Raw genomic sequence first — 23,794 nt, 5'->3', positions numbered from 1 at the left:
AAACGAAAAGCATTAAGACTGTTTGAATTTCCTTTGCAGTGTAATATTATACCTTAATCCTATAATAACTTTCCACAATATGAAAGAGGTACCTTTAAGAGGATGTTCAAAAATCCAAATGAAATGCAGTATTCCTTTGTCTGCTTATGTCAATTTTTAAAAAATATGCATGATTTCACCCGCTTCCCCACAAAAACCGTTCGACAATTTCTTTCATTTTTTGCATTGTGGATAACATTACTAACAGTATCCACATGTACAGAATAGTAGTTCAACCCTATTTTCTTTTAATTATACACAAGTTATCTACAGGTCATTGTAGATAACTACCATCTTGTTCAGCCTTATTTTTCGTGATAAATTATTAATAGATTACATGAGAATCCTATTATTTGACCAGGAGGGCATATTGATGGAGCATTTGTCAGATGAATTATTGTTGGAATCTTACCAAAAAGCAAATGAATTAAATCTAAGCCCTGATTTTATCCGCTTAATTGAACAGGAAATTCAAAGAAGGTCTTTACTAACTAAAAAAGAATGTTCCAGTTAAATCGATGACGTCATGCATTGAACAATATGCCGCTTTTTGCAAAAACATGTCAATTGTATGATGAACTGAAGTGTACCACGTTCGTCCGACTATCTCAACAGCCGGATTGGTCATATGGCTTTGTAATGTCATACTGCTAATTTTTATCATACAGCTCATAACTGGATTTTCGGGAATAAAAATTTTTCAAATAAGGACAGACACAAATGGATGCAACGCCTCATAAGAATGTTATATAGGCAAAAGCCCAGCCAACATTTCAGGAGGTGCATGCATTTGTCTGGAATTTTAAGTGTGCTTGCTTTATTGGTTAAAGAAGCACTGTTTTTTGTATCTTATGTGAAAAATCATGCCTTTCCGCAACCTCTCCCGCCCGAAGAGGAAGCAAAGTATATCAAGTTGATGCAAGATGGTGATGCTGACGCCAGAAATAAGCTTATAGAACATAATTTACGTTTGGTCGCCCATATCGTTAAAAAGTTTGAAAACACTGGTGAAGATATGGAAGATCTGATTTCAATCGGCACAATTGGATTGATTAAGGGAATTGAAAGTTTCTCAGTCAAAAAAGGAACGAAGCTTGCAACTTATGCTGCTCGGTGCATTGAAAATGAAATACTGATGCATTTGCGTGCGCTGAAAAAGGTGAAGAAAGACGTTTCCCTCCATGATCCAATTGGGCAGGACAAAGAAGGAAATGAAATAAGCTTAATTGACATTTTAGAAGCTGAAAATACCGATGTGATCGAGTATATTCAATTAAACATGGAAATTGACAAGCTGAAAGATTATCTTACTATCCTCACTAACAGGGAAAAAGAAGTCATTGTGTACCGATATGGTTTGAATGATTATAAAGAGTTAACCCAGAGAGAAATAGCGAAAAAACTAAACATATCCAGAAGTTATGTATCACGAATTGAAAAACGGGCATTAATGAAGGTTTTTCATGAATACTTCCGTAAAGAACGGCGCGATCAATAATCCTCCCTTTCTTTCCCTCTAATTTGACAGTCCATAGATAAACAAAAACCCGCAAAAAACTTGTAGCAACTGTTTTTTGCGGTTGTTATTCTATATGAGTATCTTCATTTCATGGAGTCTGTCGCTAACTGTATCCCTACTGCTCCGCAAACAACGATCCGTGCTGCGAACCTGTCAAGCTGTTTGTTTTTTTCTTTTTGCCTCGAATGGAAATAATCACAATCAGCAAATAAATGATCGCTGGCGGGATAACCCACCACGTTCTTACAAACATGCTTCTTGCCTTTTCTTTTCCAGACATAGATACGTCGATTCCGCTTTTGCCTGATGTAATAACTATCCCTTCCGTTTCTGCCTTATTTTGTGTCTGCTTTAAATCGAACCAAGGGTAGTTTTCCCGCTGCTCCAACTCTTCAATGATTGTTTTCAGTTTGTCCAGGCCCAAATAAGGATGGTAGAACAGCCCTAATTGGCTATCGGAAAAGCGAGAATAATAAGCTTCATTATCCAATATATCCTTGATCGCATCCTTATTACCCGGATCTACGTAGCCTAACGTTTCCGGAACCAATTTCATTCCGTGTAAAAAGGATGCCCGGCTGGTAAAGACAGTAGTAAATGTAATCTCATTCGTTTTGTTAGAAATTTGTGCCTCACCGACATAAGTAGAAAAATAGTTAGCTACTTCCCTGTATCCTTCCAGTGACATGGCATAGTGAGATGGTTCAAAAGCAAGCGGATACAGCTTTTGCTCGTTCAGTTCTCTGATGCCCTTATCAAGGGTCCCGGAAATATACTTCTGTTCAAACGCCTCTCCTTTTTTAATAAATTCCTGAAAAGCCTTCTCGCTGCCAAAGTCATTGCGCAACAGTGCTTTTTCATTCTTTTTTTGATAGATCGGCCGGTCGTTTTTTTCATCCCAATATTCATAGCCTTCGCCAGTTTCTGTATTACGATACTGATGCTTATAGCCGTGAAGGATAATACTGGCGCCATGACTCTGCATGTTCTGGAGAATTTTGACCAATTTCGGCTCATCGGATAAATGGATTTCTTCCCCCGTTCTGGGATTTGTGTATACAGGAATCAGAGTGATCATATAGGGAATGCCCTTCTGCTCCAGATAGTCCCCGATTTCTTTTAGTTTCTCCTTGTCGCTTTTGGGATGGACATCTTCCAGGCGAATGTAGCGCTGCGGCCCTCTTTTTTTTGCATCAAAAAAATCAAACATAGCTTCACCGGCAAAGTTTCCTATCATTTCAGTGACTCCGTCGGTTGCAACAACCATATCATCATCGTGCCGAAAGATAAGAGGAAAACGGGTGTTGCCGCTTTTTCCATCATACAGTACATCCGTGTTACTGTCGGTTTCATACCTTATAGCGGTTTGCGCAGAATCCAGTTCCAATTCGTCTTGATCATCAATAATATGGGTGGCTGTTCCCACGCCTTGAAAAGAGAGAAAGGAGCCAAACTTGAACATCTCGCTGTACCTCCCAATATGGAAAATCCCTCCTTTAAATCCATCAAGCTTTGCAATGGTTGCCCCCGATGGTTTCTTCTCGTTCGTATGGATATAGACCAAGTGCGAGTAATCATTAAGTTCTGCTTCATCCAGTTTATCTGCGCGCAATGTCGTAATGTCCTGCGTAAAATGCCCCACCAGCAAGTCAGTCATATAGACCTGCTCATCATGTTCATTATCTTTCAGATCGTAAACGATTAATACTTTTGTTTTATCCGCAGCCAAGCCAGTAGAGGGCAGTGTCAGCCAACAAAGCAATACAATGAGCAAACAAAAACCTATAAGCTGTTTCGTCATTGCATCCCCTCCGTTTCGTATTTCATTTGCTGGTAATGGATAAAATCAAAAAAATGTGTTTCCTTCAGTTTATGCTCCTTTGCCAATTCACTGGCATGATCGGCTACTTCAATGGCGAGCTGATCTTCGTGCATCTGCAGGAAATAACGGTACAAGTAATAGTAAACGGCCAGCGATTCATAGGACACTGTAGGCTCCAAGGTGCTCCGATCATACCTTCCGTACAAAATACCTTGATCCCATTGTGCTTTCAACCATTGATTAAATCGATCAGAAGTATAGCCGGCATGGTTTCGATTAATAGCGATTAATAATTGATCCACCATATGTATCTCTTTCTGCTTCTTGTATTGCTTCTCCCGTAATTGATAACTTTCCGGGAAAAATGTCTCCTCCGTATTTACCCCACCCAGGATATGTACTGTCTTTTGCGTACCAGGAAGCATTATAGCAAATTCGTTTGTGATATAACTTAGTGTGATCTGTGGAGCGATATCCTTGTTTTGCCAATTGTAATAATCAGCATACACATCACCTTGCCTTAAAGCCTTTAAAGTCGTAGTCAGACTGTTGGCAAGGGTAGTGTAGGCAGGCTTGTTAAACTGTTTCCCACCAACCCTTAATGCATTGATGATACGGGTATCATCAATTAGTGCATTGGCCGAAACATCCTCCTTCAGTTCCCATCGAATAAGAAATGACCCGCGTTTTTTCCGCAAAAATTGCTCGGTCAATACGTAAAATTGCTCGTCGAAGCCTTCCTCGTCATTAGTCTGAAGCAAATACTCCATGTACAAACCGATGCTTTCAGAAAGACAAGGACTGTCCATATCATCCGGATATGCATGAATACACCCTGTAGTATCTGTATAGTGTTTCTCTACGATTTGCTTCACGGAATCCATCTTATTAAACATAGTGAAGAATATCCCCCCTATGGTTGCTGCGAATAATAGCAAAGCAAGAACAGGCCTATTTCTCATTCGTTTGTCCCTTTTGCTTAAACCGCTTCGTCTTATCCCACTCAATGGTCGTTCCTTTCAACCTGCTCCAGACGTACTGTTTCAGACTTCTGAGTAACAGCAGAATAAACAGTTGCGCATACGTAAAATACATGATAAATACAAAAACAATATTTGCAAGAGACACATTGCGGTCGACAGCGATTGCAGCCAGGAAATACGACGTATAAACGATGTAACTCATTGACCATAGCAATATGATGGGCACCTGAATGTTGGGCATCTCGTACCCCGACAAACCGATAACAAACATCACATCGGAAACTAACAGCAACAGAACAAACAACAAATAGGTCATGAGATGCTGTATCGACAGGAAAAATGTTTTGCCTTTCCAATGACTGAAATCGTGAAGTGACTTTTCCAACAAATAAATATTACCTGTCAGCCACCTGGTGCGCTGCTTAATAAAGGTTCGAAGCTTTTCCGGTTCCTGCTCAAACGTCCGGGAATTTGCCACAACAGGCAGGAGATAGCCGGCCGCAGTGATCCGGACCGTCAATTCCGCATCCTCCGCCAGCGCATGGACATCATATCCCCCCAATTCCTTCAACACCGCCCGCTTTAAAAGCATATTCGTTCCTGCGAGCGAGCCCAGTTTAAACAGAGCCCATCTGCCGGATTGCATCAATAACTGAAAGACCTGAAACTCCAGCCCGATCATCCTGGTAAGTACATTGGTGAACATATTCTTCGTTTTTACGTAACCGACCGCACCGGCAGCCTTTCCCGTGGTTTCTGCTGCTTCGACCAATCGAACAAGCGCATCCGGTTCAGGCTGGTTATCAGCGTCATAGACAGCAAAATAATACGAATCCGAGATGTGTAATCCATAGTTCAGAACGCGTGATTTTCCCTTTGGTTTGCCATCCGGCACAGGAATATAATGAATATGAGAAAACACTGAGGAAAACTCCTGCACAATTTCCGCTGTATTGTCGGTCGACTGATCATCGAGCAAATAAATTTCCAGCTTCCCAGGATAGCGCAACTCGCTCATGGCTCGCAACGTATCTGTGATAACAACTCCTTCATTATGTGCCGGGATCAACACGGCCACACTGGGGTAATGTTCCAACTGTATCGTTTGTTGTTTACTACTCCGTTGTTTCACCCCCGCAGTTGTCAACAGAGAATAAAACAAGATCATCCCCCAAAAAAATACCGTGATGATATATAGCAACACACTCATTACTGTACCTCCTCGACAACCCCAACAGAAATTTCTTCTTCGACCGGTGCTGCATGGACGATAATAGGCGGAACAATGAGGTTAAATTTTTTTCGCATCCTATCATATAGCATATCGATCATTTCATCGACATACCGCTGATCTGCATTTTTAAGCAGAATATAAATATGGCCATCTGTTGAGGTAACCAGGTCAAAACGCTTGCGGATGAGCGACTGAGAAATATCTTCTATGACTTGTTGAATATTCATTTCAATCTCGGGGTGCCTGTTTGCTATTTCCAGTTGCACCATCCAGGTCACCGTACGGTTTATTTTGGACGCAGTAAGCGCCCATTTAGCCTGCTCCACAAACTCTTGAACAGTAAGGATACTGGTATCTTCCTTGTATTTCTGTAATTGTGCATTTTTTTGGATGAGCTGTTCATTTTCCTCTCCCATCTTTTTGATAAAATTGAGCAGCACCCAGAACAGCAAAGTCAAGCTGGTAAACAGCAGGTGGCTCTGTATGTACATGACCTGCATTTCTGATGAAGCATGTTTATTTACAAATGCGTACAAAATTAAAAAGAAACCATAGCTTAAAATCAGGCTAAGGGCATACAAAAAGATAAACCGCTCCTTAATCAAACTCATAAGCACAAAGGATATCCCCGCAATCATCAATACCTCCTGATAGAATGGCAGTTGCAAAAAATAGATTCCCCAGCTATTGAAGCAGATTAGCAAAACGAGTAGCGTCAATACAAAATTTTTGTTCATCCGAACCTACTCCTTCTTGTTATGTAATGTTTCAAAAATGTCCACAGTTATAAATACCTATTTTCATTATGTTCGTGATTAAATATGCCCGTTCGTTCTTTTACCTTTATTGATAAAAAATAACTATGACAATAACGTGTATAAGGTTCAAAGGGTTTCAAGGCATTCAAAATAAAAAGACATTATGGGTATATCTGATTACATTATATTATATAAAGAATGTAATGTCTATTATAAAGAACAAAAAATCGAAGTTATTCTAGCAAATGTCTGCGGGATAAATCTCTTACCTTCCTCAAGAAATGTGGATGTGTTTTACGGGGATATTCAAGTCCTTTTTGACAATAAAAAAGCGTGTATGATCTAAACATCATACGCGCTTACCAATTTTCCAACATCATTTTTATTTTACGGGATCTAAACATAAACCATCCCGAGCAAATTACCATGATCAGGGATAATAAAGTGAGTATGCCCCCATCAGCCATGGGTTCCATATACGTATCCATGATCCCGCCCAGGTAAAAATAAATACCAATGATTAACAATGTAACACTAAATCGCCGATAATCTTTCAATTTTTCCTTAAGCTTTTGTCTTGAGATCATGTTATCCTCTCCTTCCCTATATCGCATCATATCATAGATGAATAGGTTACGAAGACGGTAATTACTGGAACAATTATAACTGTTCCAGCATAGCCATGACCAAATGGGCGGCATTTTTTGCAGCTTTGTCGAGGAATGCATCAAATGATATCGATGATTGTTTGCCAGCGATATCAGATAATGCCCTTGTAATGACAAATGGCGTTTCATATTGATAACAAACCTGAGCAATGGCAGCTGCCTCCATTTCTGCGGCAAGCATGTCAGGAAACTTGTCATGGACAAAACCAACACGTTCCGGGTCATCCATAAAAGAATCACCTGTCGCGATCACTCCAATTTTTGATCGTATATGCAGATTATCCATTGCTTGCTTTGCTGCTTCCATTAATTCCGTGTCAGCCGCGTACATAGCAGGCATTCCTGGTACTTGTCCATATGCATAATCAAAAGCGGTTGCATCAACATCATGATGGACAACCTGTGCCGAAATGACAGCATCGCCAACGTCCAATTCCTTGGCAAATCCACCGGCAGAGCCAGTATTAATTACGTGTGATGGAGAAAAACGTTCATGCAATATGGTTGCAGCCATCGCGGCATTCACTTTACCAATTCCGGACTTTAGGAGAACAGCATCCTTATTACCTAAGTTACCTTGTACAAATAAACAATTGGCAACAGTTATTTCCCGTTTATTCTTCATATTAGCTTTTAAAGTGGCAATTTCCTCATCCATTGCGCCGATAATTCCGATTGTCAACATTCACACGCCCTATTCGCATCCGGTTATTTTTTATCGTTTTCTTTTAATACTTCCACTTTTGTTGGCTTCCATCCTTGGTCATCAACCCATGTTAAGTGTACCCTGTAGGTCTTGGGATCATTTTTACCTGAAACTGTTGCAGTCACCTTTTGGTCTCCGGCACGCCCAAGCCACCATGCGGTCATATTTTCCGGATCCAATCCCGCTCCGACAGCAGCTGCTTCTTCCATTTCTTTGCGATCTTGGGTTCCTTCATCGTAATTGGTTGTATGTGATCCCTTTTGCTCGGTTCCGACTGGTTTCCAGTTACCTTTATAAGCCTCTGCAACATTGTTGTCATCCGATGTTTCAACTTTTTTGGTTTTTACCTCTTCTTTATCAGTATCTGTTTCATCCTTTTCTTTGTCGGTGTCTTCATCCTTTTCTTTGTCAGTGTCTTCATCCTGATCATTATCAGCATGTTCCTGCTCGTCCGCTTGCTGTTCATCGTTTTCTGACGATTCACCTTCTGATAAATCCATTGAATCCTTGTTGGTAGTATCGGGATCTGAGGTGCCAGAAGCGTGTTCAGCACTCGTTTGCTTTTCATCAGATGTTTTATCGGCTTCATCATTACCACCGAATATGAATGTGCCAATCAAAAGTACAACTAGCACTGCTCCAACAACAAGCATGATCGATAGCCATTTGGTATTTTTGCGCCGTTTTTCAAATCGGTCAACCCGAGAATTTTTATTATTATCATCGTCCATTAACCTAACCTCCTTACTCGATTTATATCATACCATATAAAAAAAAGAATATTGTAGAGAATTAATAAAAATTCTGATGACATTTATTACGATTTATTTACATTTTTTACTTTGAACAACAAAAGCGGGGTTTTCCCGCTTTTGTTGACACTATACATGTGTTTCGACTTTTGCTTATCCGGTTCCAGCGAAAAGATCATTGTGCTTATTCAACTTTTGTGATTTTGACTTGCATGTCACCGCCTGGAGTTGCAACGGTTACCTCTTCACCAACTTCGTGACCAAGCAGGCTTTTAGCGATTGGTGAGTCATTGGAGATTTTTCCTTCAAACGGGTCTGCCTCGGCACTGCCGACAATTTTGTATGTTTCCTCTTCCCCGTCTGGAAGCTCAGTAAAAGTAACAGATTTCCCTAACGAAACAATATTAGGATCCTCATTATCATTTTCGATAATTACTGCATTGCGGATCATTTTTTCAACCTGGGTTATCCGGGATTCTACAAATGCCTGCTCATCTTTCGCAGCATCATATTCAGAGTTTTCAGATAGGTCGCCAAATCCTCGCGCCACTTTTATCCGTTCGACAACCTCCTGACGTCGATCGGTTTTTAGATAATGTAATTCATCTTCTAATTTCTTTTTCCCCTCTTTTGTCATGTAATAACTTTTTTCTGTAGCCATGTAAAAACACTCCTTTTTCTGCATCGCCAAATATTTAACATTTTACATCAAGTTGTTATGATGATATACGATTCATAATTGCTTGGGATTCCCTTATCAGAATAAAATAATGTACTATTTCATACTATGGCAGATTTAATTTTAATTTTCAATTCTTTTAACCATTCATTTTTCGATTTTTGGATAAAATCGTTTCTATTTTGGTAGCCATGATGTCGATGGCAACGTGATTTTGCCCGCCTTCAGGAATAATAATATCGGCATATCGTTTGGTTGGCTCCACAAATTGTAAGTGCATTGGCCTTACGCTGTTAATATATTGGTCAATCACCGAATCAAGCGATCTCCCTCTCTCCTTTATATCCCGCATGAGCCGACGCACCATCCTTAGGTCAGCATCCGTATCCACGAATACCTTAATGTCCATCAGATCAACTAATCGTGGATCCTCCAATATTAATATCCCTTCTAAAATAATAACCTCTTTCGGTTCAACATGGATGACCTCTTGTGATCGATTATGAACTTTATAATCGTACACAGGTTTCTCAATTGCTTTTTGATGAACCAAATCCTTGACATGTTCAATCAATAAATCATTGTCAAATGCCAACGGGTGATCGTAATTTGTCTTCAACCGTTCTTCAAAGGGTAAATGGCTTTGATCTTTATAATAATAATCCTGTTCGATGACAAGAATGGTCTTATCAGAAAATCGCTGGGAAATCGAACGGGTTACAGTGGTCTTTCCACTTCCGGTTCCTCCAGCGACACCAATTACTACTGGTCTTTCCACCATGGGTCTGGCATGCTCCCTTCTTTTTTAACGCTCATTGCTACACCATCGCCAATAGGAACAATGGATGTTATATAATCAGGATTGCTTATCAGCCAATCATTGTAATTACGTATTTTTTGGCCCAATTTCTTGAACCGTGGATGTTCTTTTTCCGGATCATCCACATACCCTTTAAATAATACATTATCAGTTATAATTAAGCCATCTTTTACAACTACAGGGGAATATAAAGAAAAAAACTGCTGATATTTACCTTTTGCAGCGTCGATGAATAACATATCAAACGGACCTTTTACCAATACATCCGAAACAATTTCCAATGCATCCCCATGCATGATATCAATCTGTCCTTGCTTATTGTGCGCTCTCACGTTGGTTACGGCTTGCCGGTATCGTTCTTCATCCCGTTCAATCGTCACAATCATTGATTCTGGATTAGCGTCAAGCATTCGTAACGCGGAGTAGCCAATTGCTGTACCAAGTTCTAAAATCCGTGACGGTTTTTGCAGGCGAATAAGCTGCATAACAAATTCCATACTGACTGGTTCCATAATTGGAACACGATCTTTTTTTGCCTGCTCTTCCATTTTTCTCACCCAGTCTTGCTGTTTTGGCAATAAGCTGGTTAAATAGTTTCTCAAGCTTGCATCCATCTTTTTAGCCCTCATTTCATGTAAAAAAGCGGGAAATGGCCTGGTTGGACGGTGTTCAAAAAGTCCAGAAAAAATAAGGCTCTTAAGAGGATGTTCAAAAAGTCCGGTAAAAATGACATGCCCCTGCAAAAGGGGTATGCCGACGCCTGAGCGCAAGCCCGTTTTTAGTCGGCCTTCCTTTGAAGAAGCTCGTTGGCTTGCTTTTCCGCTCTTCATGTACCTTTTATATACACTCCGGTGCTCAAAGCTACGCCGCCTAGAACTTCTCGGTCCTTTTTATCCTCCTTTTTGAACACGCACTCTTAACCTTGAACACACTATTAACGTTTACCGCATATATAACCATTATCCCTTTATTCTAAAGTTTGGTTGCCAACGGACACCGAATCCGTGAAATGATTTTACTTGATGTATTTTTCTTTAAGCTGCACATGCTCATCATGTGTCTTTGCATAATAAATATGTCCTTTATCATCATGCAGGAAATATTTATAATCGGAATCTTCCGGGTCCAGTGTAGCTGTTAGTGAGCTTTCTGAGAAATTGGAAATCGGGCCAACTGGTAATGTATCAATGTAATACGTGTTATATGGTGACTTTACCTTCAGATCCTTTAACGATACCTTATCCTTATGCTTCCCTAACGCATACAAAACTGTTGGATCGGTTTGCAGTGGCATCCCTGCATCCAGACGATTGTAGAAAACCCCAGCAATTTTTTGGCGCTGATCCTCGGAGCTCGCTTCATTTTCTACCAAAGAAGCCATTGTCAATGCTTGATGAACAGTGAGATCCTTTTTGGAAATCTCTTCTAGATGTGGTGACACGACCTTCACCGTTTTCTTTAGCATTTTTTGTACAATCGTATCGATATTTGGATCTTCATCATAAAACTGGTATGTTGCCGCGAACAAGTATCCTTCCAAAGGGGTTTTGATATCACTGTCAAGGATTTCATCAGACAGGACATCAGGATATTGTTTGATTAATTGCTTAACGTACTTGGGATCGTTAACTTTTTTCAGGAAAGCTTTCTTGGAAATCGGCAGTTTCTTCGCATAGATTTCCGCGATTTGATCGATCGTCTTTCCCTCAGGAATCGTGACTGTATAAACCGCTTCTTTTTCCATCTTGCCTTTTTTCAACGAACTAATAATTTCATTTAGCGTCATGGACGGCATAAATGTATAATCGCCTGCTTGAAATTCCGATTCATTCTTAAACTTCATGTAAAAACGGAATACCCGTGCATCTTTAACAATTCCTTGGTCTTCAAGAATAGAAGCGATATCGGAAGTGGAAGAACCCATTGGAATCTGGACATTAATTTCCTTTTTGCTATCCGGATTAACCGGCTTGAGTGCAGATTTTACATACATATATCCTGATATACCGCCAACGAGAAGAATAAGTACAATCGCGATAATAATGGTTGCAACAATTTTTCGAACCGTTTTAGCTTCTTCGTTTGCCATTAGCTTGTCCTTTTCTTTTCCTCTATTTGTCTTCTTGAACATGAAGGATCCCCCTTTTTCCCATCCGGTATATTATACTAAAAAAAGAATGAATATGCCACGATTCGCTAAAATTCGCCTTTATCAGCGCGAATCCCTGCTTTTTATGGGGGGTTTTTATAAATAAAGCTGATGCCATGTTTTGACACCAGCACTTTTTCATTACTGCTCATCTTCCTCGTCTGCCAATGTATTCAGCATTTCTTCAACCATATCCCATTCTTCATCCGAATCAATCGGGAATAATTGTAGATCATTATCATCACTGTCCTTCTCTTCGTAGCGGAACGCATAAACTTCTACTTCATCATCGTCTTTTTGCTCGGCTGGTACAACAGCAATGTATGACTGATTCGTTTGATCAACATCAAAGGTAAACAATACCTCAAAAAGATGCTCTTCACCATTTTCATCTGGAATAATAATTCGTTCTTTTTCTTCTAATGCCATGTCCACACTCCTTATAGTGGGTGTTCAAAAAGCCCGGTAAAAAACGTACTGAATTTCGACGCATGGGATGTGCTAGTGTCCATTGCAACAGGACGCCGAAGACCTCCACCGACCTTGATTCTTTTTATCTTCTTTTTGAACACGTCGTTATTTGTTTTGATCTAGATACCCTTGCAAAATCATCACTGCAGCCATTTTGTCAATGACCTTCTTTCGTTTCTTGCGACTGACGTCCGCCTCAAGTAACACGCGCTCAGCAGCGATGGTTGTTAACCGCTCATCCCAGAGAACGGCTGGTATATGATGCACTGACTCAACATGCCGGGCGTACAATTCTGAAGCTTTCCCGCGTTCTCCAATTGTGCCATTCATGTTTTTCGGCAAGCCGATAACCGCTTTATCCACCTCGTGTTCCCTGACAATTTGGGCTAGCTCATCATCGGCTGAACCAATGTCCTGTTCGTCCCAGTGAATCGTTGTCAGCCCTTGAGCTGTCCAGCCTAATGCATCACTTACAGCCACACCAATCGTTTTCGATCCAACATCCAAGCCCATTGTCTTCATTAATTACGCCTCTTGTTGGTGTTCCAAATAGAATTTTACCAGTTCTTCAATGACCTCATCCCGTTCGACTTTCCGGATCAAATTTCGCGCATCATTATACCTGGGAATGTACGCGGGGTCACCTGACAATAAATAGCCTACAATTTGATTGATTGGATTATATCCTTTTTCTTTTAGTGCGCCATGAACAGTCAGTAAAATTTCCTTAATATCCTGATCAAATGGTTCCTCTGAAAAATTAAATTTCATCGTCTTATCAATCGAGCTCATCGTGACACCTCGTTCCATAATTTGCTTTCTGTCATTATTCTAACATGTTTGGATCTAATATTATACTTTTTTCCAATATGAAACGCCATTCATCGGAAAGCTCGGCAAGATAATCACAACTATTTACACATTTTCCGCTATATAGTTTGTTGCTGCCTGTAATGCTTCCGTTATTTTTTGTGGGTCTTTACCCCCGGCCTGGGCCATATCAGGGCGACCGCCACCTCCACCACCACATGCCTGGGCTGCCTGTTTTATCAAATTTCCTGCGTGTATCCCCGTTTGGACAAGATCCTTGGAAACACCTGCTGCCAATTGGACTTTTTGGTTATTTTCAGAAGCAAGTAAAATAACACCCGTTCCCAGTTTTTGTTTTAACTCATCAACCATATTACGTAACTGATTCATGTCCTTTACGTCTACTTTTTGCGCCAGCAGCGGAATTCCTTTTACCTCTTCTACCTTATCCTGAATAGAGGATGCCTCCAAATTGGATAATTTTGCACTGAGTGATTCATTTTCTTTCTGTAGCGCTTTGATTTCTTTAAACAATCCATCAATTCGCTCAGGTATATGATTATCTGTTGTTTTTAACAGTTGTGATACGTGAGCAATGATTGCCAACTTTTGGTTAAAGAAAGTGTAAGCCTGTTTGCCTGTCACGGCTTCGATCCGTCTGGTTCCCGCACCGATTCCTGTTTCAGCGGCTATTTTAAATATACCGATTTCAGCCGTGTTTTTCACATGACAGCCACCACAAAGTTCGATGCTGTAATCCCCTGCCTGAACAACACGAACAATATCACCATATTTTTCGCCAAACAATGCCATGGCACCCATTTCTTTTGCCTCATCAATTTTCATGGTATTAATGACAACCGGCAGCGATGCCCAGATTTTTTCATTAACGATTTGTTCAATTTGCTGCAATTCATCCTGACTAATCGCATTAAAGTGGGAAAAGTCAAAGCGCAATCGCTCCGGGGTTACTAATGATCCGGCCTGGTTAACATGATCTCCCAACACATCTTTAAGTGCCTGATGCAGCAAATGGGTGGCCGTATGGTTTTTGACAATCATGTTGCGGAATTCTGTATCAACGGCAGCCTTCACACAGTCCCCAATCTTTATTTCTCCATCCTTTACCTTAACATAATGAAGGTGTTGGCCTTTTGGCGACTTTTGTACATTTTCAACATACAAAGACACTTGATCGGTGTATATCCACCCCTTGTCTGCAATTTGCCCTCCGCTTTCCGCATAAAACGGCGTCTCTCTAAGAAATACAACCACCTCATCCCCAGATTTGGCAACGTCCGTTAGTTCCTTGCCGTATATGATCTGTTCAATGGTTGTATCTGTTTCTAACCGGTCATAGCCAACAAATTCACTCACCACATCAACTTTTCCCAGTAGCTCATCTTGCACATGCATCGAATCCACTTTTTGTTGTGCGTTTCGGGCCCGTTCACGCTGTTGTTTCATTTCTTCTGCAAAACCAGCCTCATCAATAGTGAACCCTTCCTCTTGCACATATTCTTCAGTTAATTCTTTGGGAAATCCATAGGTATCATATAAACGAAAAACTTCCTTGCCAGGGAATACCTGACTGCCATTTTCCTTTTCCTTTTTTAAAATCGAATGAAGAATTCCCAGACCTTCATTTAAAGTCTCATGAAAGCGTTCCTCTTCTGTTTTAATAACCGTCTCAATATAATCTTTTTGTTTTAAAACCTCTGGATAAAAGGCGTTCATTATCTCCCCGACTGTTGCCACCAGCTTGTACATAAATGGTTTTTCAATCCCCAGTTGTTTGGCAAATCGTACAGCCCGGCGCAATAAACGGCGTAACACATAACCTCTTCCTTCATTGGACGGCAACGCATTGTCACCAATCGCAAATGCAACTGTACGAATATGATCAGCAATCACCTTATAGGCCGTATCTGTTACATGATCCGTTCCATACCGAACTGCAGCAATTTCTTCAATCTTGTTGATGATCGGCATAAATAGATCCGTTTCGAAATTGGTTGGTGCATTCTGAATGACGGAAACAATTCGTTCAAGCCCCATACCGGTATCAATATTTTTTTTGGGTAAAGGAGTGTACGTATCGTCCGGGTTATGGTTAAACTGGGAAAATACCAAATTCCAAATTTCCAAATAACGTTCGTTTTCACCTCCAGGATATAATTCCGGATCGGTTGGATCATTTCCGTATTTATCACCACGGTCATAGAAAATTTCTGTATTCGGTCCGCTTGGTCCTTCACCAATATCCCAGAAGTTTTCTTCCAGTCGGATGATCCGTTCCTTTGGCAGTTTTATCTCGTGCAACCAAATATCATACGCTTCATCATCTTCCGGATGGACCGTAACTGATAACAATTCCGGGTCAAAGCCAATCCATTTTTCATCGGTCAGAAATTCCCACGCCCATAAAATGGCTTCTTTTTTAAAATAATCACCTATCGAAAAGTTACCCAACATTTCAAAAAAAGTATGGTGCCTTGCTGTAAAACCAACATTTTCAATATCATTTGTCCTGATTGCCTTTTGTACATTGACAATTCTCGGATTATCCGGAATGACACTACCATCAAAATACTTTTTTAATGTGGCAACTCCACTGTTGATCCAAAGTAGTGTTGGATCATTCTTCGGTACCAGGGAGGCACTTGGCTCTACCCGATGACCTTTTTCTTTAAAGAAATCCAAAAACATTTGACGTACTTGTGCTGATGTTAACTGTTTCATATTACTGCCTCCATATTTTCTTTCCCCATTAAAAAATCTCCTCTCTGCATAATGCAGGGACGAGATGTTCGCGGTACCACCCTATTTATAAATGAAAATAATTTGATCATTTATCACTTTGCACGATAACGGTGTGGGTACCGGCGGAGTTTTTTCCGCACTCCAGTTTAGCTTCCATGACGCTTGTTCTAAGGATTCCTTTCAGCAACTGGCATCCATCTCTTGTAGACAAGGTTATCATGTACTTGGAACTTTCAAACGTGTTAGCTTATTTAGCGATATTATAAAAAATAATCAATGAAATGTCAACGTTGCTGTTTCATCATTCTGATTGCCATCACATGGGATACAACGACTTTAAGTATCGTTAAAACCGGTACTGCCACAATCATGCCGATAACGCCTCCGAGTTCCCCACCTAATAACAGGGCAAAAATAATGGCAATCGGGTGAATGGCAATACTCTTTCCAACGATGTACGGTGATAGTAAATTACTTTCAATTAATTGTATGACAAAGACCGCGATTAACACAAAAATGATTAATTTTGCCGACACGGTTAAGGTAATAGCCACCGCTGGAACAGCACCAATTATCGGACCAAAATACGGAATAATATTTGTCAAACCCATAATAATGGCAAGCAGCAATGCATATTTAATATGGAGTAGCTGAAAAGCAATGTACGTTGCCAGAAAAACAAAAAAACAAACAATTAGTTGCCCGCGAATATAGTCACCAAGACTTTTGTCAATCTTTGCACATAGATCACTGCCATCACGATGATATTTTACCGGTATCCATTTTTTGATATAGTCCTTTATTCTTGTAAAATCTTTTAGGAAGTAAAACACCAAAACGGGAATCACCGTAAGGAAAACAATCATGTCAAAAACCTTGGTGAATCCGTTAACCGCTTTACCGACCAGATTTTCAACCCTTGTTTCCATTCCGGCGATTAAGTGATCCATCTTGTCATGAACCACTTCCGGCAAAAAGGATGTATATTCATAAAGTTGATAAACCAAGTCTTGATACATCTGGATTAGTTGTGGTAATTGCGCCTGTAAATCACTCAGTTGGTGAATCATGGCCGGATATATGCGGTAAATGGCATAACCGGAACTACCGAAAAACACCAAATAAATCAAAAGAATAGCAAGACCTTTGGGAATATGGTAGCTATTGATTTTTTTGACAATTGGATAAAGAAGATACGCGATCAAGCCGGCGATAATAAATGGTGCAAACAAATGCCATAGAAAAGCAAGGATAACACGGTAAATGGGAAAAAGTTTAACAAGTAAATAGATAAATAATAAGACAAAAATACCGGTAATGACCCAGTAGAGGAATGGAAGTGGTGTTTTCTGCTTAAACATGGGTTGCGCCCCTTCTCCGTATGCTGCACGAAACAAAAATTAGCGCTACCACTGTACTTTCCTTTCCTCTTCCGTAAATAGATCATTTAAAGAACTCAGCGAACCATCTGCTTCAATCTGGTGTACTGTAAGTTCGTTATCACTAGTAATGGATAGCTCAATAAAACAATTCCAGCAATAATACTGCTGTGAACCGATTTTCCCAATATCTTTTCCTTTGCAATTCGGACACTGCAACATCCTGATACTCCTTTGTGAACGAGCATAAGTACCAGTACCAGCACATGAAAGTGTACACTACGCTCATAATATAGATTATTAATGTAGCGTAACCCCGAATTGGAAAAAATATACCTTTTTCGTTACATAAAATCGTAGGGAGTAAGCTCTTCCTCTCCGCTATCCATTTCATCCACTGGGGGAGTAGGCTCTTCCTCCCCATTGTCCGTTTCTGCCATTGGTTTTATCAGCCGCTCCTGCAATTGTTCCCGAAGTGAGGTATACCTGATGTTGGTGTCTGTTGTTCGTACCCCGCGAAGAAATGCACCCATCTCCCCGCAAATAATCAATGACCGTTTACTCCTGGTAATCGCCGTATATAGCAGGTTTTTTCGAAGCATCCGACTGTATCCGGATACGACAGGCATAATAACGATAGGAAACTCACTTCCTTGCGATTTATGAATGGAAATACAGTAAGCGTGCATGATGTTCACATACTCATTAGGCTCATAAGCAACCTCATGTCCATCATAATCAATAATCAACTGTTCCACCTGTTCTTCATTTTCATCCTCTTTAAATATCGCCACGACTTCGCCAATATCTCCATTAAATACCCGATCCTCCGGTTGATTGACCAGCTGAATCACTTTATCGCCAACCCGAAAAACCGCATCCTGTGTTCTCACTTCCCGTTTCTGCTCTGTTTGCGGATTGATCAACTGCTGCAAGTGCTGATTGATCATCGTAATCCCGGCTTGCGTTCGATACATCGGAGCAAGAACCTGGATATCCCGCAAATCAATGCCTTTATCCAGTGCTTTTTGATAGATCGTTTCAATACAAGTAATGACCTGTGATTCAAAGCAGGAAATAAAACTAAAATCTTTCGCCTGCTCTAATGATGATTCCGTACACATATCATCTTTGATTTGGTGTGCCAGCTGAATAATTTTCGAACCTTCCTTCTGCCGGTAGACCTCATTTAACCGGACGAACGGAATCAGAGAACTGCCGAGCAAATCACTTAACACCTGTCCAGGACCAACAGATGGCAGCTGATCTTCATCACCTACCAATAGGACTTGCATATCATCTGGAATAGCTTTAAACAGATTATTGGCCAGCCAAATGTCCACCATGGAAAATTCATCAATAATAATAAATTTCCCGTTCAATGGTTCCTTCTGATCTTTTTCGAACGTACGATCACCATCCCAGCCAAGCAAACGATGAATCGTCGTTGCCGGAAGTCCAGTCGATTCATTTAACCGTTTGGCTGCCCGACCTGTTGGTGCTGTTAAAATAAATGGAAAATTCGATGGCTTATCATAGTCTTTAGGTTGAAGTGATAGATCCTCGATAGTAGCGTATGCCTTTAGAATGCCTTTGACAACCGTTGTTTTCCCCGTACCAGGCCCCCCGGTAAGGATCATGATCTTTGAATCAAGTGCCTGGTGAATCGCTTCAAACTGTTCCTTTCCGTAACTTAATATTTCCTGATCTTCAATTTCACCAGTAATTTTCATTAATTCGGCTAGTGGTGTTTGATGCTCAACAGGTTTGTCAATAAGTCGCTTTAAATGGGAAGCAAGACCGTCCTCCGCATAGTATAACGAGGGCAAATAAACATTTCCCTGGTTTAAAATCAGCCGCTTTTCCTTATTCAATTCCTGCAAACGATCCTTGACGTCATCTTCCATTAATGGGGAACCAGGATGATGAAGTAGTTGCATCACCCGTCTGATACACTCCATTAGTGGTAAATATACATGTCCATCCGGCACGCTTTTTTGCAAGATGTAAATGCACGCAGCACCAATTCGATTTGGATGTGTTAAGGGGATACCATTTTGTCTGGCGATTTCATCTGCTTTTTGAAAGCCAAACCCTTCCACATCAAAGACATATTGGTAAGGATCCTTCTGCAGCTGATCTATGGTCGCTTCTTGATAAACCTGGTAGATCGTTTGCGCCATTTTTAAGCCAATACCATATTTCGCCAAATGAACCGCTACATGTTCAAATCCCTCATTTTCTTGTAAGTTTTTTACAAGTGATTCTTTATTTTCTTTTTTGAGTCCCGGAATTGCATCCAATACCGATGGGTTATTTAAAATAGTGGAAATCGCGGTTTCACCTAAGTGATCGATGATTTTAGCAGCTGTCTTCTTTCCAATGCCATGAAATAAGTTACTGGATAAATAGGCAATTAAACCATCCTTTGTGTCAGGTATGATGGTTTGATAGGAATGGACTTTATATTGCAGTCCAAATTTGGAATGGCGTTCGAATTTCCCGTAAAAGCAGTAATTTTTCCCTGTTATTAAATTGGAAAAATATCCTTTGGCCACAATATCCTTTTTGCTATAATCCTCATTGGTGCTTTTTATTTTTATTTTGGCAATCGAAAAATGCTCCGCCTCATTATGGAAAATGGTATACAACAGTTCCCCTGTTATATACCCTCCTTCATTTCTATTCATTTCGGCATTGGTTTCGTTCGTCATCACAACTACCCCGCCATCTTACTTGTGGTCATGACCGATCAGCTCATCGACTTTTTTCTTTCCGTTTGCAGCCAAAACATGGTCAGGCTGGTACTGTAACGCTTCTTCAAAATGTTGTCGTGCACTTTTTGGTTTGTCATGATACAAATCAATCACACCAAGATTATAATGGGCATCGCTATGCTGTGCATTACGATCCAGGACTTTTCTGAACACAGGCTCAGCCTCGGTCACATAATCGCTTTGCGCCAAAGCAAGGCCATATTGAAACAACAATTCATCATCATTTTGATCCAGCTCGGTAGCCCGAAGCAAATAGGGTAACGCCAATCTAAACTGTTCTTCCTTTTGCAATGTTAGGCCGAGCATATAATAAACGTCCGCTTCTTCCAGTCCCAGTTCTATTGCCTTTTGGAAATTCTCCTGCGCCCTGGCATATACAGATTGTTCGAAAAATAGGTTTCCCAGTCCGTAATATGCTGTAGCCGCATCTTCATCGAGAGCGATCGCCTTTTCAAAAAATGCTTTAGCACGAGGCAGTTCATTTATATGCATTAATAAATTCCCAAAATTAATGTAGCCAACCGGATCTTCGGGATGTTCCTCGATCCATTCATTGAATAGTTTTGCCGCCGTCTCATAGTTTCCATCTCTCATTTCGACAATTGCCTGCTGGTTTTTATTCATTTCTATTCACCCCTGTTGAATAGGTTTAGCCTACATAATCAAGATACTGCTCGTCCTTGATAATTTCATCGATCGTACCGCCGCCGAGGCAGACTTCACCATCGTAAAATACAACGGATTGGCCTGGAGTAATTGCACGTTCTGGTTCGTCGAAGATCACTTGTACTTTCCCGTTCGCCAATGGGTGTACGGTTACACCACTGTCCTGCTGACGATAACGGAATTTGGCTGAGCATGTTAATGGTTCGGACAAATCAACACTGCCAATCCAATTCATATCTGAAGCAATGAGACTATCAGAATATAATGCATCATTGGCAAAACCTTGCTCAACATAAAGCACATTATCTTTAAGATTTTTTCCCACAACAAACCACGGATCTCCAGCACCGCCAATTCCAAGACCTTGGCGCTGCCCGATTGTATAATACATCAGACCATCATGCTTACCTTTCACTGCGCCCGCCAACGTACGCATTTCCCCAGGCTGAGCTGGTAGATATTCACTCAAGAATTCTTTGAAATTCCGTTCTCCAATAAAACAGATGCCTGTACTATCTTTTTTCGTTGCAGTTGCCAGATTATGTTGCTTGGCAATTTCGCGTACTTCACTTTTTGGTAAATGACCCAGCGGAAACATAACTTTGCTGAGTACATCCTCTGTCAATTGATTGAGGAAATATGTCTGATCTTTATTATCATCCACTCCTCGCAGCATTTGATAGTGGCCATCTATAAAACGGATTCGTGCATAATGTCCTGTCGCTACATAATCGGCACCAAGGGATAAGGCATGATCTAAAAATGCCTTGAACTTGATTTCTTTATTACACATAACATCCGGGTTTGGCGTTCTTCCTGCTTTATACTCGTCCAGAAAATAGGTAAATACTTTATCCCAATATTGTTTTTCAAAGTTAACCGCATAATAAGGGATACCAATTTGGTTACACACCCGGACAACATCATCAAAATCTTCAGTTGCGGTACATACACCGGCGTCATCCGTGTCATCCCAGTTTTTCATAAAAATGCCTACTACATCATAACCTTGTTCTTTTAAAAGCAATGCCGCAACCGAGGAATCAACACCGCCACTCATGCCAACAACGACTCTGGTATTTTCATTTGTTTTCATATCTATTCACCACCTTATTATGATTTTAATCGGTTTATGATTGCTGCAACACGTTTTGCTGCAGTCGTTACATTCTCCATTGTATTATATGTGCCAAAGCTAAAACGAATGGAGTTTGTTGCCCGTTCATTATCTGCTCCATACATTGCCGTTAACACATGGGAAGGTTCCACTGACCCGGCTGTACATGCACTGCCACTTGAAGCGGCAATCCCGGCTAAATCCAAATTGGTTAACAATGTTTCCACATGCATACCCGAAAAGCTGATATTTACGATTGTTGGAACAGCCAATTCCGAATCGCCATTTACTTGAAAAGAAATCCCTTCCTCGGTTAAAATATCGAGAAATAATTGCTTAAACCGCTTGTACTGTTCGATCCGATCCGTTCTTGCAGCAATGCTTTGTTCAACCGCCTTTTGAAAACCAACTGCCTCAACAACATTTTCAGTGCCAGCACGGCGTTTGCGTTCCTGCTCACCACCAAATTGCAGTTGCTTCAGAGGAACTCCATTTCTAACAAACAAAAAGCCGATCCCTTTTGGCCCATTTAATTTATGGGCAGATGTTGACAGCAGATCAATCCCCAGTTCATGTACCGGGAGATCCAACAGTCCATAAGCTTGCACCGCATCCGTATGGAAATACGCCTGGTGTTCCTTAAGCAAATTGCCAATTTCTGCAACCGGCTGGGGCACACCTGTTTCATTATTTACGGTCATCACCGAAACAAGAATCGTATCATCGGTCAATGCATGCTGCAAATCATCCATCGCAATTTTCCCATCCTGATAAACCGGTAAATAGGTTACTTGAAATCCCTTTTGTTCCAGTGCCTTTGCCGTATGCAATGTAGCATGATGCTCCTGAGCTGTCGTAATAATATGGTTTCCTTTTTCCTGATTTGCAAGTGCCGTTCCAATCAGGGCCAGATTGTCTGCTTCAGTTCCACCGCTTGTAAAAATAATTTCTTTGTCATTTGCGCCAATACTATCTGCCAAAACATGCCTGGCCTCATCCAAATAGCTTCTCGCTTTGCGTCCGAATGAATGAACACTGGACGCATTGCCAAACACATCCGCATAAATGGAATACATGGCATCCAATACCTCTTTGGTAACCGGAGTTGTTGCAGCATGATCCAAATAAATTTGTTCCATCTTTACCTTTCCTTCCTGTCTAGCTCTGGCGTCCAGTCAAACAGACACCTTTTGTTTTAACCTCCTAAATATAAAACATATACGAATCTTGCAGCTGGTCATTTTCGTGGTTTTTCAAATCTTCTAATGTCGTTGTATCAAGCACATTTTTAACCGCATCTCTGACCCGTAACCATAATGCCTGTTGAGCAGGCTCTTCGTTTTCAATACCTTCCACAAGCGTAATCGGTCCTTCCAACACACGAATAATATCACCAGCAGTTATTTCTTTTGACTGTTTTGCCAAAACATATCCTCCGTAGGCTCCGCGCACGCTTTTTACCAGTCCGGCATTGCGCAATGGGGAAGCCAATTGTTCCAAATAATGTTCCGACAAGTCCTTTTCCCGGGCAATTTGTTTAAGTGAGATGGGACCCTCCCCAGCGTTTCTCGCCAATTCAATCATGATCGTCAAACCATATCGACCTTTTGTTGATATTTTCATTATATACACCTCAATATTTCTTCATAACGTTTTTCGTATTTTAGCATACATCGCTCATT

24 protein-coding genes and 1 other annotated feature are annotated in these 23,794 nt (G+C 40.7%); of the genes, 2 read left to right on the top strand and 22 right to left on the bottom strand.

Annotated features, from left to right (window positions below):
- The first annotated feature begins 412 nt into the window (after positions 1-412).
- Positions 413-553, top strand: coding sequence for a sporulation histidine kinase inhibitor Sda (locus O2S85_RS07980; protein ID WP_269412134.1), 141 nt, complete (start codon positions 413-415; stop codon positions 551-553).
- A 276-nt stretch (positions 554-829) separates the two neighbouring features.
- The gene (gene sigK, locus O2S85_RS07975; protein WP_269412133.1) at positions 830-1,537 is read left to right on the top strand and encodes an RNA polymerase sporulation sigma factor SigK; all 708 of its coding nucleotides are present in this window, start codon (positions 830-832) and stop codon (positions 1,535-1,537) included.
- A gap of 136 nt (positions 1,538-1,673) precedes the next feature.
- On the opposite strand, the gene O2S85_RS07970 is transcribed toward sigK, so the two are convergent.
- The 22 genes from O2S85_RS07970 to cymR all read right to left on the bottom strand — a co-directional run bounded on the left by O2S85_RS07970 (position 1,674) and on the right by cymR (position 23,735).
- On the bottom strand, positions 1,674-3,359 hold the full coding sequence (locus O2S85_RS07970; RefSeq protein ID WP_269412132.1) for a polysaccharide deacetylase family protein: 1,686 nt from the start codon (positions 3,357-3,359) through the stop codon (positions 1,674-1,676).
- Positions 3,356-4,276, bottom strand: coding sequence for a hypothetical protein (locus tag O2S85_RS07965; RefSeq protein WP_269412131.1), 921 nt, complete (start codon positions 4,274-4,276; stop codon positions 3,356-3,358). Before O2S85_RS07965 ends, O2S85_RS07970 begins: the two co-directional genes overlap by 4 nt.
- Positions 4,277-4,331: 55 nt before the next feature.
- A complete protein-coding gene (locus O2S85_RS07960; protein ID WP_269412130.1) occupies positions 4,332-5,573 on the bottom strand; it encodes a glycosyltransferase family 2 protein in 1,242 nt (413 codons plus the stop codon).
- Positions 5,573-6,334 (bottom strand): hypothetical protein, encoded by a 762-nt coding sequence (locus O2S85_RS07955; protein WP_269412129.1) that lies wholly within the window; start codon positions 6,332-6,334, stop codon positions 5,573-5,575. Before O2S85_RS07955 ends, O2S85_RS07960 begins: the two co-directional genes overlap by 1 nt.
- A 380-nt stretch (positions 6,335-6,714) precedes the next feature.
- Positions 6,715-6,942, bottom strand: coding sequence for a YrhC family protein (locus tag O2S85_RS07950; protein WP_269412128.1), 228 nt, complete (start codon positions 6,940-6,942; stop codon positions 6,715-6,717).
- Positions 6,943-7,015: 73 nt separating this feature from the next.
- Complete coding sequence (gene mtnN, locus O2S85_RS07945; protein WP_269412516.1) at positions 7,016-7,705, bottom strand: 5'-methylthioadenosine/S-adenosylhomocysteine nucleosidase; 690 nt, start codon at positions 7,703-7,705, stop codon at positions 7,016-7,018.
- 26 nt (positions 7,706-7,731) lie between these two features.
- Positions 7,732-8,460 carry a YrrS family protein gene (locus O2S85_RS07940; RefSeq protein WP_269412127.1) on the bottom strand — a complete coding sequence of 243 codons (729 nt, stop codon included), beginning with the start codon at positions 8,458-8,460 and terminating at the stop codon, positions 7,732-7,734.
- 205 nt (positions 8,461-8,665) lie between these two features.
- Positions 8,666-9,142: a transcription elongation factor GreA gene (gene greA / locus O2S85_RS07935; RefSeq protein WP_269412126.1), complete on the bottom strand. Its 477-nt coding sequence runs from the start codon at positions 9,140-9,142 to the stop codon at positions 8,666-8,668.
- A gap of 157 nt (positions 9,143-9,299) precedes the next feature.
- Positions 9,300-9,941 (bottom strand): uridine kinase, encoded by a 642-nt coding sequence (udk, locus tag O2S85_RS07930; protein WP_269412125.1) that lies wholly within the window; start codon positions 9,939-9,941, stop codon positions 9,300-9,302.
- Positions 9,923-10,594, bottom strand: coding sequence for an O-methyltransferase (locus tag O2S85_RS07925; protein WP_269412124.1), 672 nt, complete (start codon positions 10,592-10,594; stop codon positions 9,923-9,925). The genes udk and O2S85_RS07925 overlap by 19 nt, the downstream gene beginning before the upstream one ends.
- Before the next feature lie 401 nt (positions 10,595-10,995).
- Entirely contained in the window at positions 10,996-12,111 is a 1,116-nt protein-coding gene (gene mltG, locus O2S85_RS07920) for an endolytic transglycosylase MltG (protein ID WP_269412123.1), read from the bottom strand.
- 159 nt (positions 12,112-12,270) lie between these two features.
- A complete protein-coding gene (locus O2S85_RS07915; RefSeq protein ID WP_269412122.1) occupies positions 12,271-12,558 on the bottom strand; it encodes a DUF1292 domain-containing protein in 288 nt (95 codons plus the stop codon).
- A 147-nt stretch (positions 12,559-12,705) separates the two neighbouring features.
- Positions 12,706-13,122, bottom strand: coding sequence for a Holliday junction resolvase RuvX (ruvX, locus tag O2S85_RS07910; protein ID WP_269412121.1), 417 nt, complete (start codon positions 13,120-13,122; stop codon positions 12,706-12,708).
- 3 nt (positions 13,123-13,125) lie between these two features.
- On the bottom strand, positions 13,126-13,392 hold the full coding sequence (locus O2S85_RS07905; protein WP_269412120.1) for an IreB family regulatory phosphoprotein: 267 nt from the start codon (positions 13,390-13,392) through the stop codon (positions 13,126-13,128).
- 123 nt (positions 13,393-13,515) lie between these two features.
- Entirely contained in the window at positions 13,516-16,152 is a 2,637-nt protein-coding gene (alaS, locus tag O2S85_RS07900) for an alanine--tRNA ligase (RefSeq protein WP_269412119.1), read from the bottom strand.
- A gap of 52 nt (positions 16,153-16,204) precedes the next feature.
- Positions 16,205-16,420, bottom strand: a binding site (T-box leader).
- Positions 16,421-16,457: 37 nt separating this feature from the next.
- Complete coding sequence (locus tag O2S85_RS07895; protein WP_269412118.1) at positions 16,458-17,534, bottom strand: AI-2E family transporter; 1,077 nt, start codon at positions 17,532-17,534, stop codon at positions 16,458-16,460.
- A 45-nt stretch (positions 17,535-17,579) separates the two neighbouring features.
- Positions 17,580-17,774, bottom strand: a complete 195-nt coding sequence (locus O2S85_RS07890; RefSeq protein ID WP_269412117.1) for a YrzR-like zinc ribbon domain — start codon at positions 17,772-17,774, stop codon at positions 17,580-17,582.
- Between the two features lie 122 nt (positions 17,775-17,896).
- Positions 17,897-20,266 (bottom strand): SF1B family DNA helicase RecD2, encoded by a 2,370-nt coding sequence (recD2, locus tag O2S85_RS07885; RefSeq protein WP_269412116.1) that lies wholly within the window; start codon positions 20,264-20,266, stop codon positions 17,897-17,899.
- An 18-nt stretch (positions 20,267-20,284) separates the two neighbouring features.
- Positions 20,285-20,953 carry a tetratricopeptide repeat protein gene (locus O2S85_RS07880; protein WP_269412115.1) on the bottom strand — a complete coding sequence of 223 codons (669 nt, stop codon included), beginning with the start codon at positions 20,951-20,953 and terminating at the stop codon, positions 20,285-20,287.
- 25 nt (positions 20,954-20,978) lie between these two features.
- Positions 20,979-22,091, bottom strand: coding sequence for a tRNA 2-thiouridine(34) synthase MnmA (gene mnmA / locus O2S85_RS07875; protein WP_269412114.1), 1,113 nt, complete (start codon positions 22,089-22,091; stop codon positions 20,979-20,981).
- Between the two features lie 17 nt (positions 22,092-22,108).
- Positions 22,109-23,251, bottom strand: a complete 1,143-nt coding sequence (locus O2S85_RS07870; RefSeq protein WP_269412113.1) for a cysteine desulfurase family protein — start codon at positions 23,249-23,251, stop codon at positions 22,109-22,111.
- Positions 23,252-23,315: 64 nt separating this feature from the next.
- The gene (gene cymR / locus O2S85_RS07865; protein ID WP_269412112.1) at positions 23,316-23,735 is read right to left on the bottom strand and encodes a cysteine metabolism transcriptional regulator CymR; all 420 of its coding nucleotides are present in this window, start codon (positions 23,733-23,735) and stop codon (positions 23,316-23,318) included.
- Positions 23,736-23,794 lie beyond the last annotated feature (59 nt).

The sequence above is a fragment of the Lentibacillus daqui genome (assembly GCF_027186265.1).
Taxonomy (GTDB): Bacteria; Bacillota; Bacilli; order Bacillales; family Amphibacillaceae; genus Lentibacillus_C; species Lentibacillus_C daqui.
Note: the sequence above shows the minus strand (reverse complement) of the source record. Positions and strands in the feature narration are given on the sequence as shown.

Bases quoted from the DNA above. Each gene is read 5' to 3' on its own strand.
- O2S85_RS07980 (WP_269412134.1), top strand. From the start codon at position 413: ATGGAGCATTTGTCAGATGAATTATTGTTGGAATCTTACCAAAAAGCA.
- O2S85_RS07970 (WP_269412132.1), bottom strand. From the start codon at position 3,359: ATGACGAAACAGCTTATAGGTTTTTGTTTGCTCATTGTATTGCTTTGT.
- O2S85_RS07965 (WP_269412131.1), bottom strand. From the start codon at position 4,276: ATGTTTAATAAGATGGATTCCGTGAAGCAAATCGTAGAGAAACACTAT.
- O2S85_RS07960 (WP_269412130.1), bottom strand. From the start codon at position 5,573: ATGAGTGTGTTGCTATATATCATCACGGTATTTTTTTGGGGGATGATC.
- O2S85_RS07955 (WP_269412129.1), bottom strand. From the start codon at position 6,334: ATGAACAAAAATTTTGTATTGACGCTACTCGTTTTGCTAATCTGCTTC.
- O2S85_RS07950 (WP_269412128.1), bottom strand. From the start codon at position 6,942: ATGATCTCAAGACAAAAGCTTAAGGAAAAATTGAAAGATTATCGGCGA.
- O2S85_RS07940 (WP_269412127.1), bottom strand. From the start codon at position 8,460: ATGGACGATGATAATAATAAAAATTCTCGGGTTGACCGATTTGAAAAA.
- greA (WP_269412126.1), bottom strand. From the start codon at position 9,142: ATGGCTACAGAAAAAAGTTATTACATGACAAAAGAGGGGAAAAAGAAA.
- udk (WP_269412125.1), bottom strand. From the start codon at position 9,941: ATGGTGGAAAGACCAGTAGTAATTGGTGTCGCTGGAGGAACCGGAAGT.
- O2S85_RS07925 (WP_269412124.1), bottom strand. From the start codon at position 10,594: ATGGATGCAAGCTTGAGAAACTATTTAACCAGCTTATTGCCAAAACAG.
- mltG (WP_269412123.1), bottom strand. From the start codon at position 12,111: ATGTTCAAGAAGACAAATAGAGGAAAAGAAAAGGACAAGCTAATGGCA.
- O2S85_RS07915 (WP_269412122.1), bottom strand. From the start codon at position 12,558: ATGGCATTAGAAGAAAAAGAACGAATTATTATTCCAGATGAAAATGGT.
- ruvX (WP_269412121.1), bottom strand. From the start codon at position 13,122: ATGAAGACAATGGGCTTGGATGTTGGATCGAAAACGATTGGTGTGGCT.
- O2S85_RS07905 (WP_269412120.1), bottom strand. From the start codon at position 13,392: ATGAGCTCGATTGATAAGACGATGAAATTTAATTTTTCAGAGGAACCA.
- alaS (WP_269412119.1), bottom strand. From the start codon at position 16,152: ATGAAACAGTTAACATCAGCACAAGTACGTCAAATGTTTTTGGATTTC.
- O2S85_RS07895 (WP_269412118.1), bottom strand. From the start codon at position 17,534: ATGTTTAAGCAGAAAACACCACTTCCATTCCTCTACTGGGTCATTACC.
- O2S85_RS07890 (WP_269412117.1), bottom strand. From the start codon at position 17,774: ATGTTGCAGTGTCCGAATTGCAAAGGAAAAGATATTGGGAAAATCGGT.
- recD2 (WP_269412116.1), bottom strand. From the start codon at position 20,266: ATGACGAACGAAACCAATGCCGAAATGAATAGAAATGAAGGAGGGTAT.
- O2S85_RS07880 (WP_269412115.1), bottom strand. From the start codon at position 20,953: ATGAATAAAAACCAGCAGGCAATTGTCGAAATGAGAGATGGAAACTAT.
- mnmA (WP_269412114.1), bottom strand. From the start codon at position 22,091: ATGAAAACAAATGAAAATACCAGAGTCGTTGTTGGCATGAGTGGCGGT.
- O2S85_RS07870 (WP_269412113.1), bottom strand. From the start codon at position 23,251: ATGGAACAAATTTATTTGGATCATGCTGCAACAACTCCGGTTACCAAA.
- cymR (WP_269412112.1), bottom strand. From the start codon at position 23,735: ATGAAAATATCAACAAAAGGTCGATATGGTTTGACGATCATGATTGAA.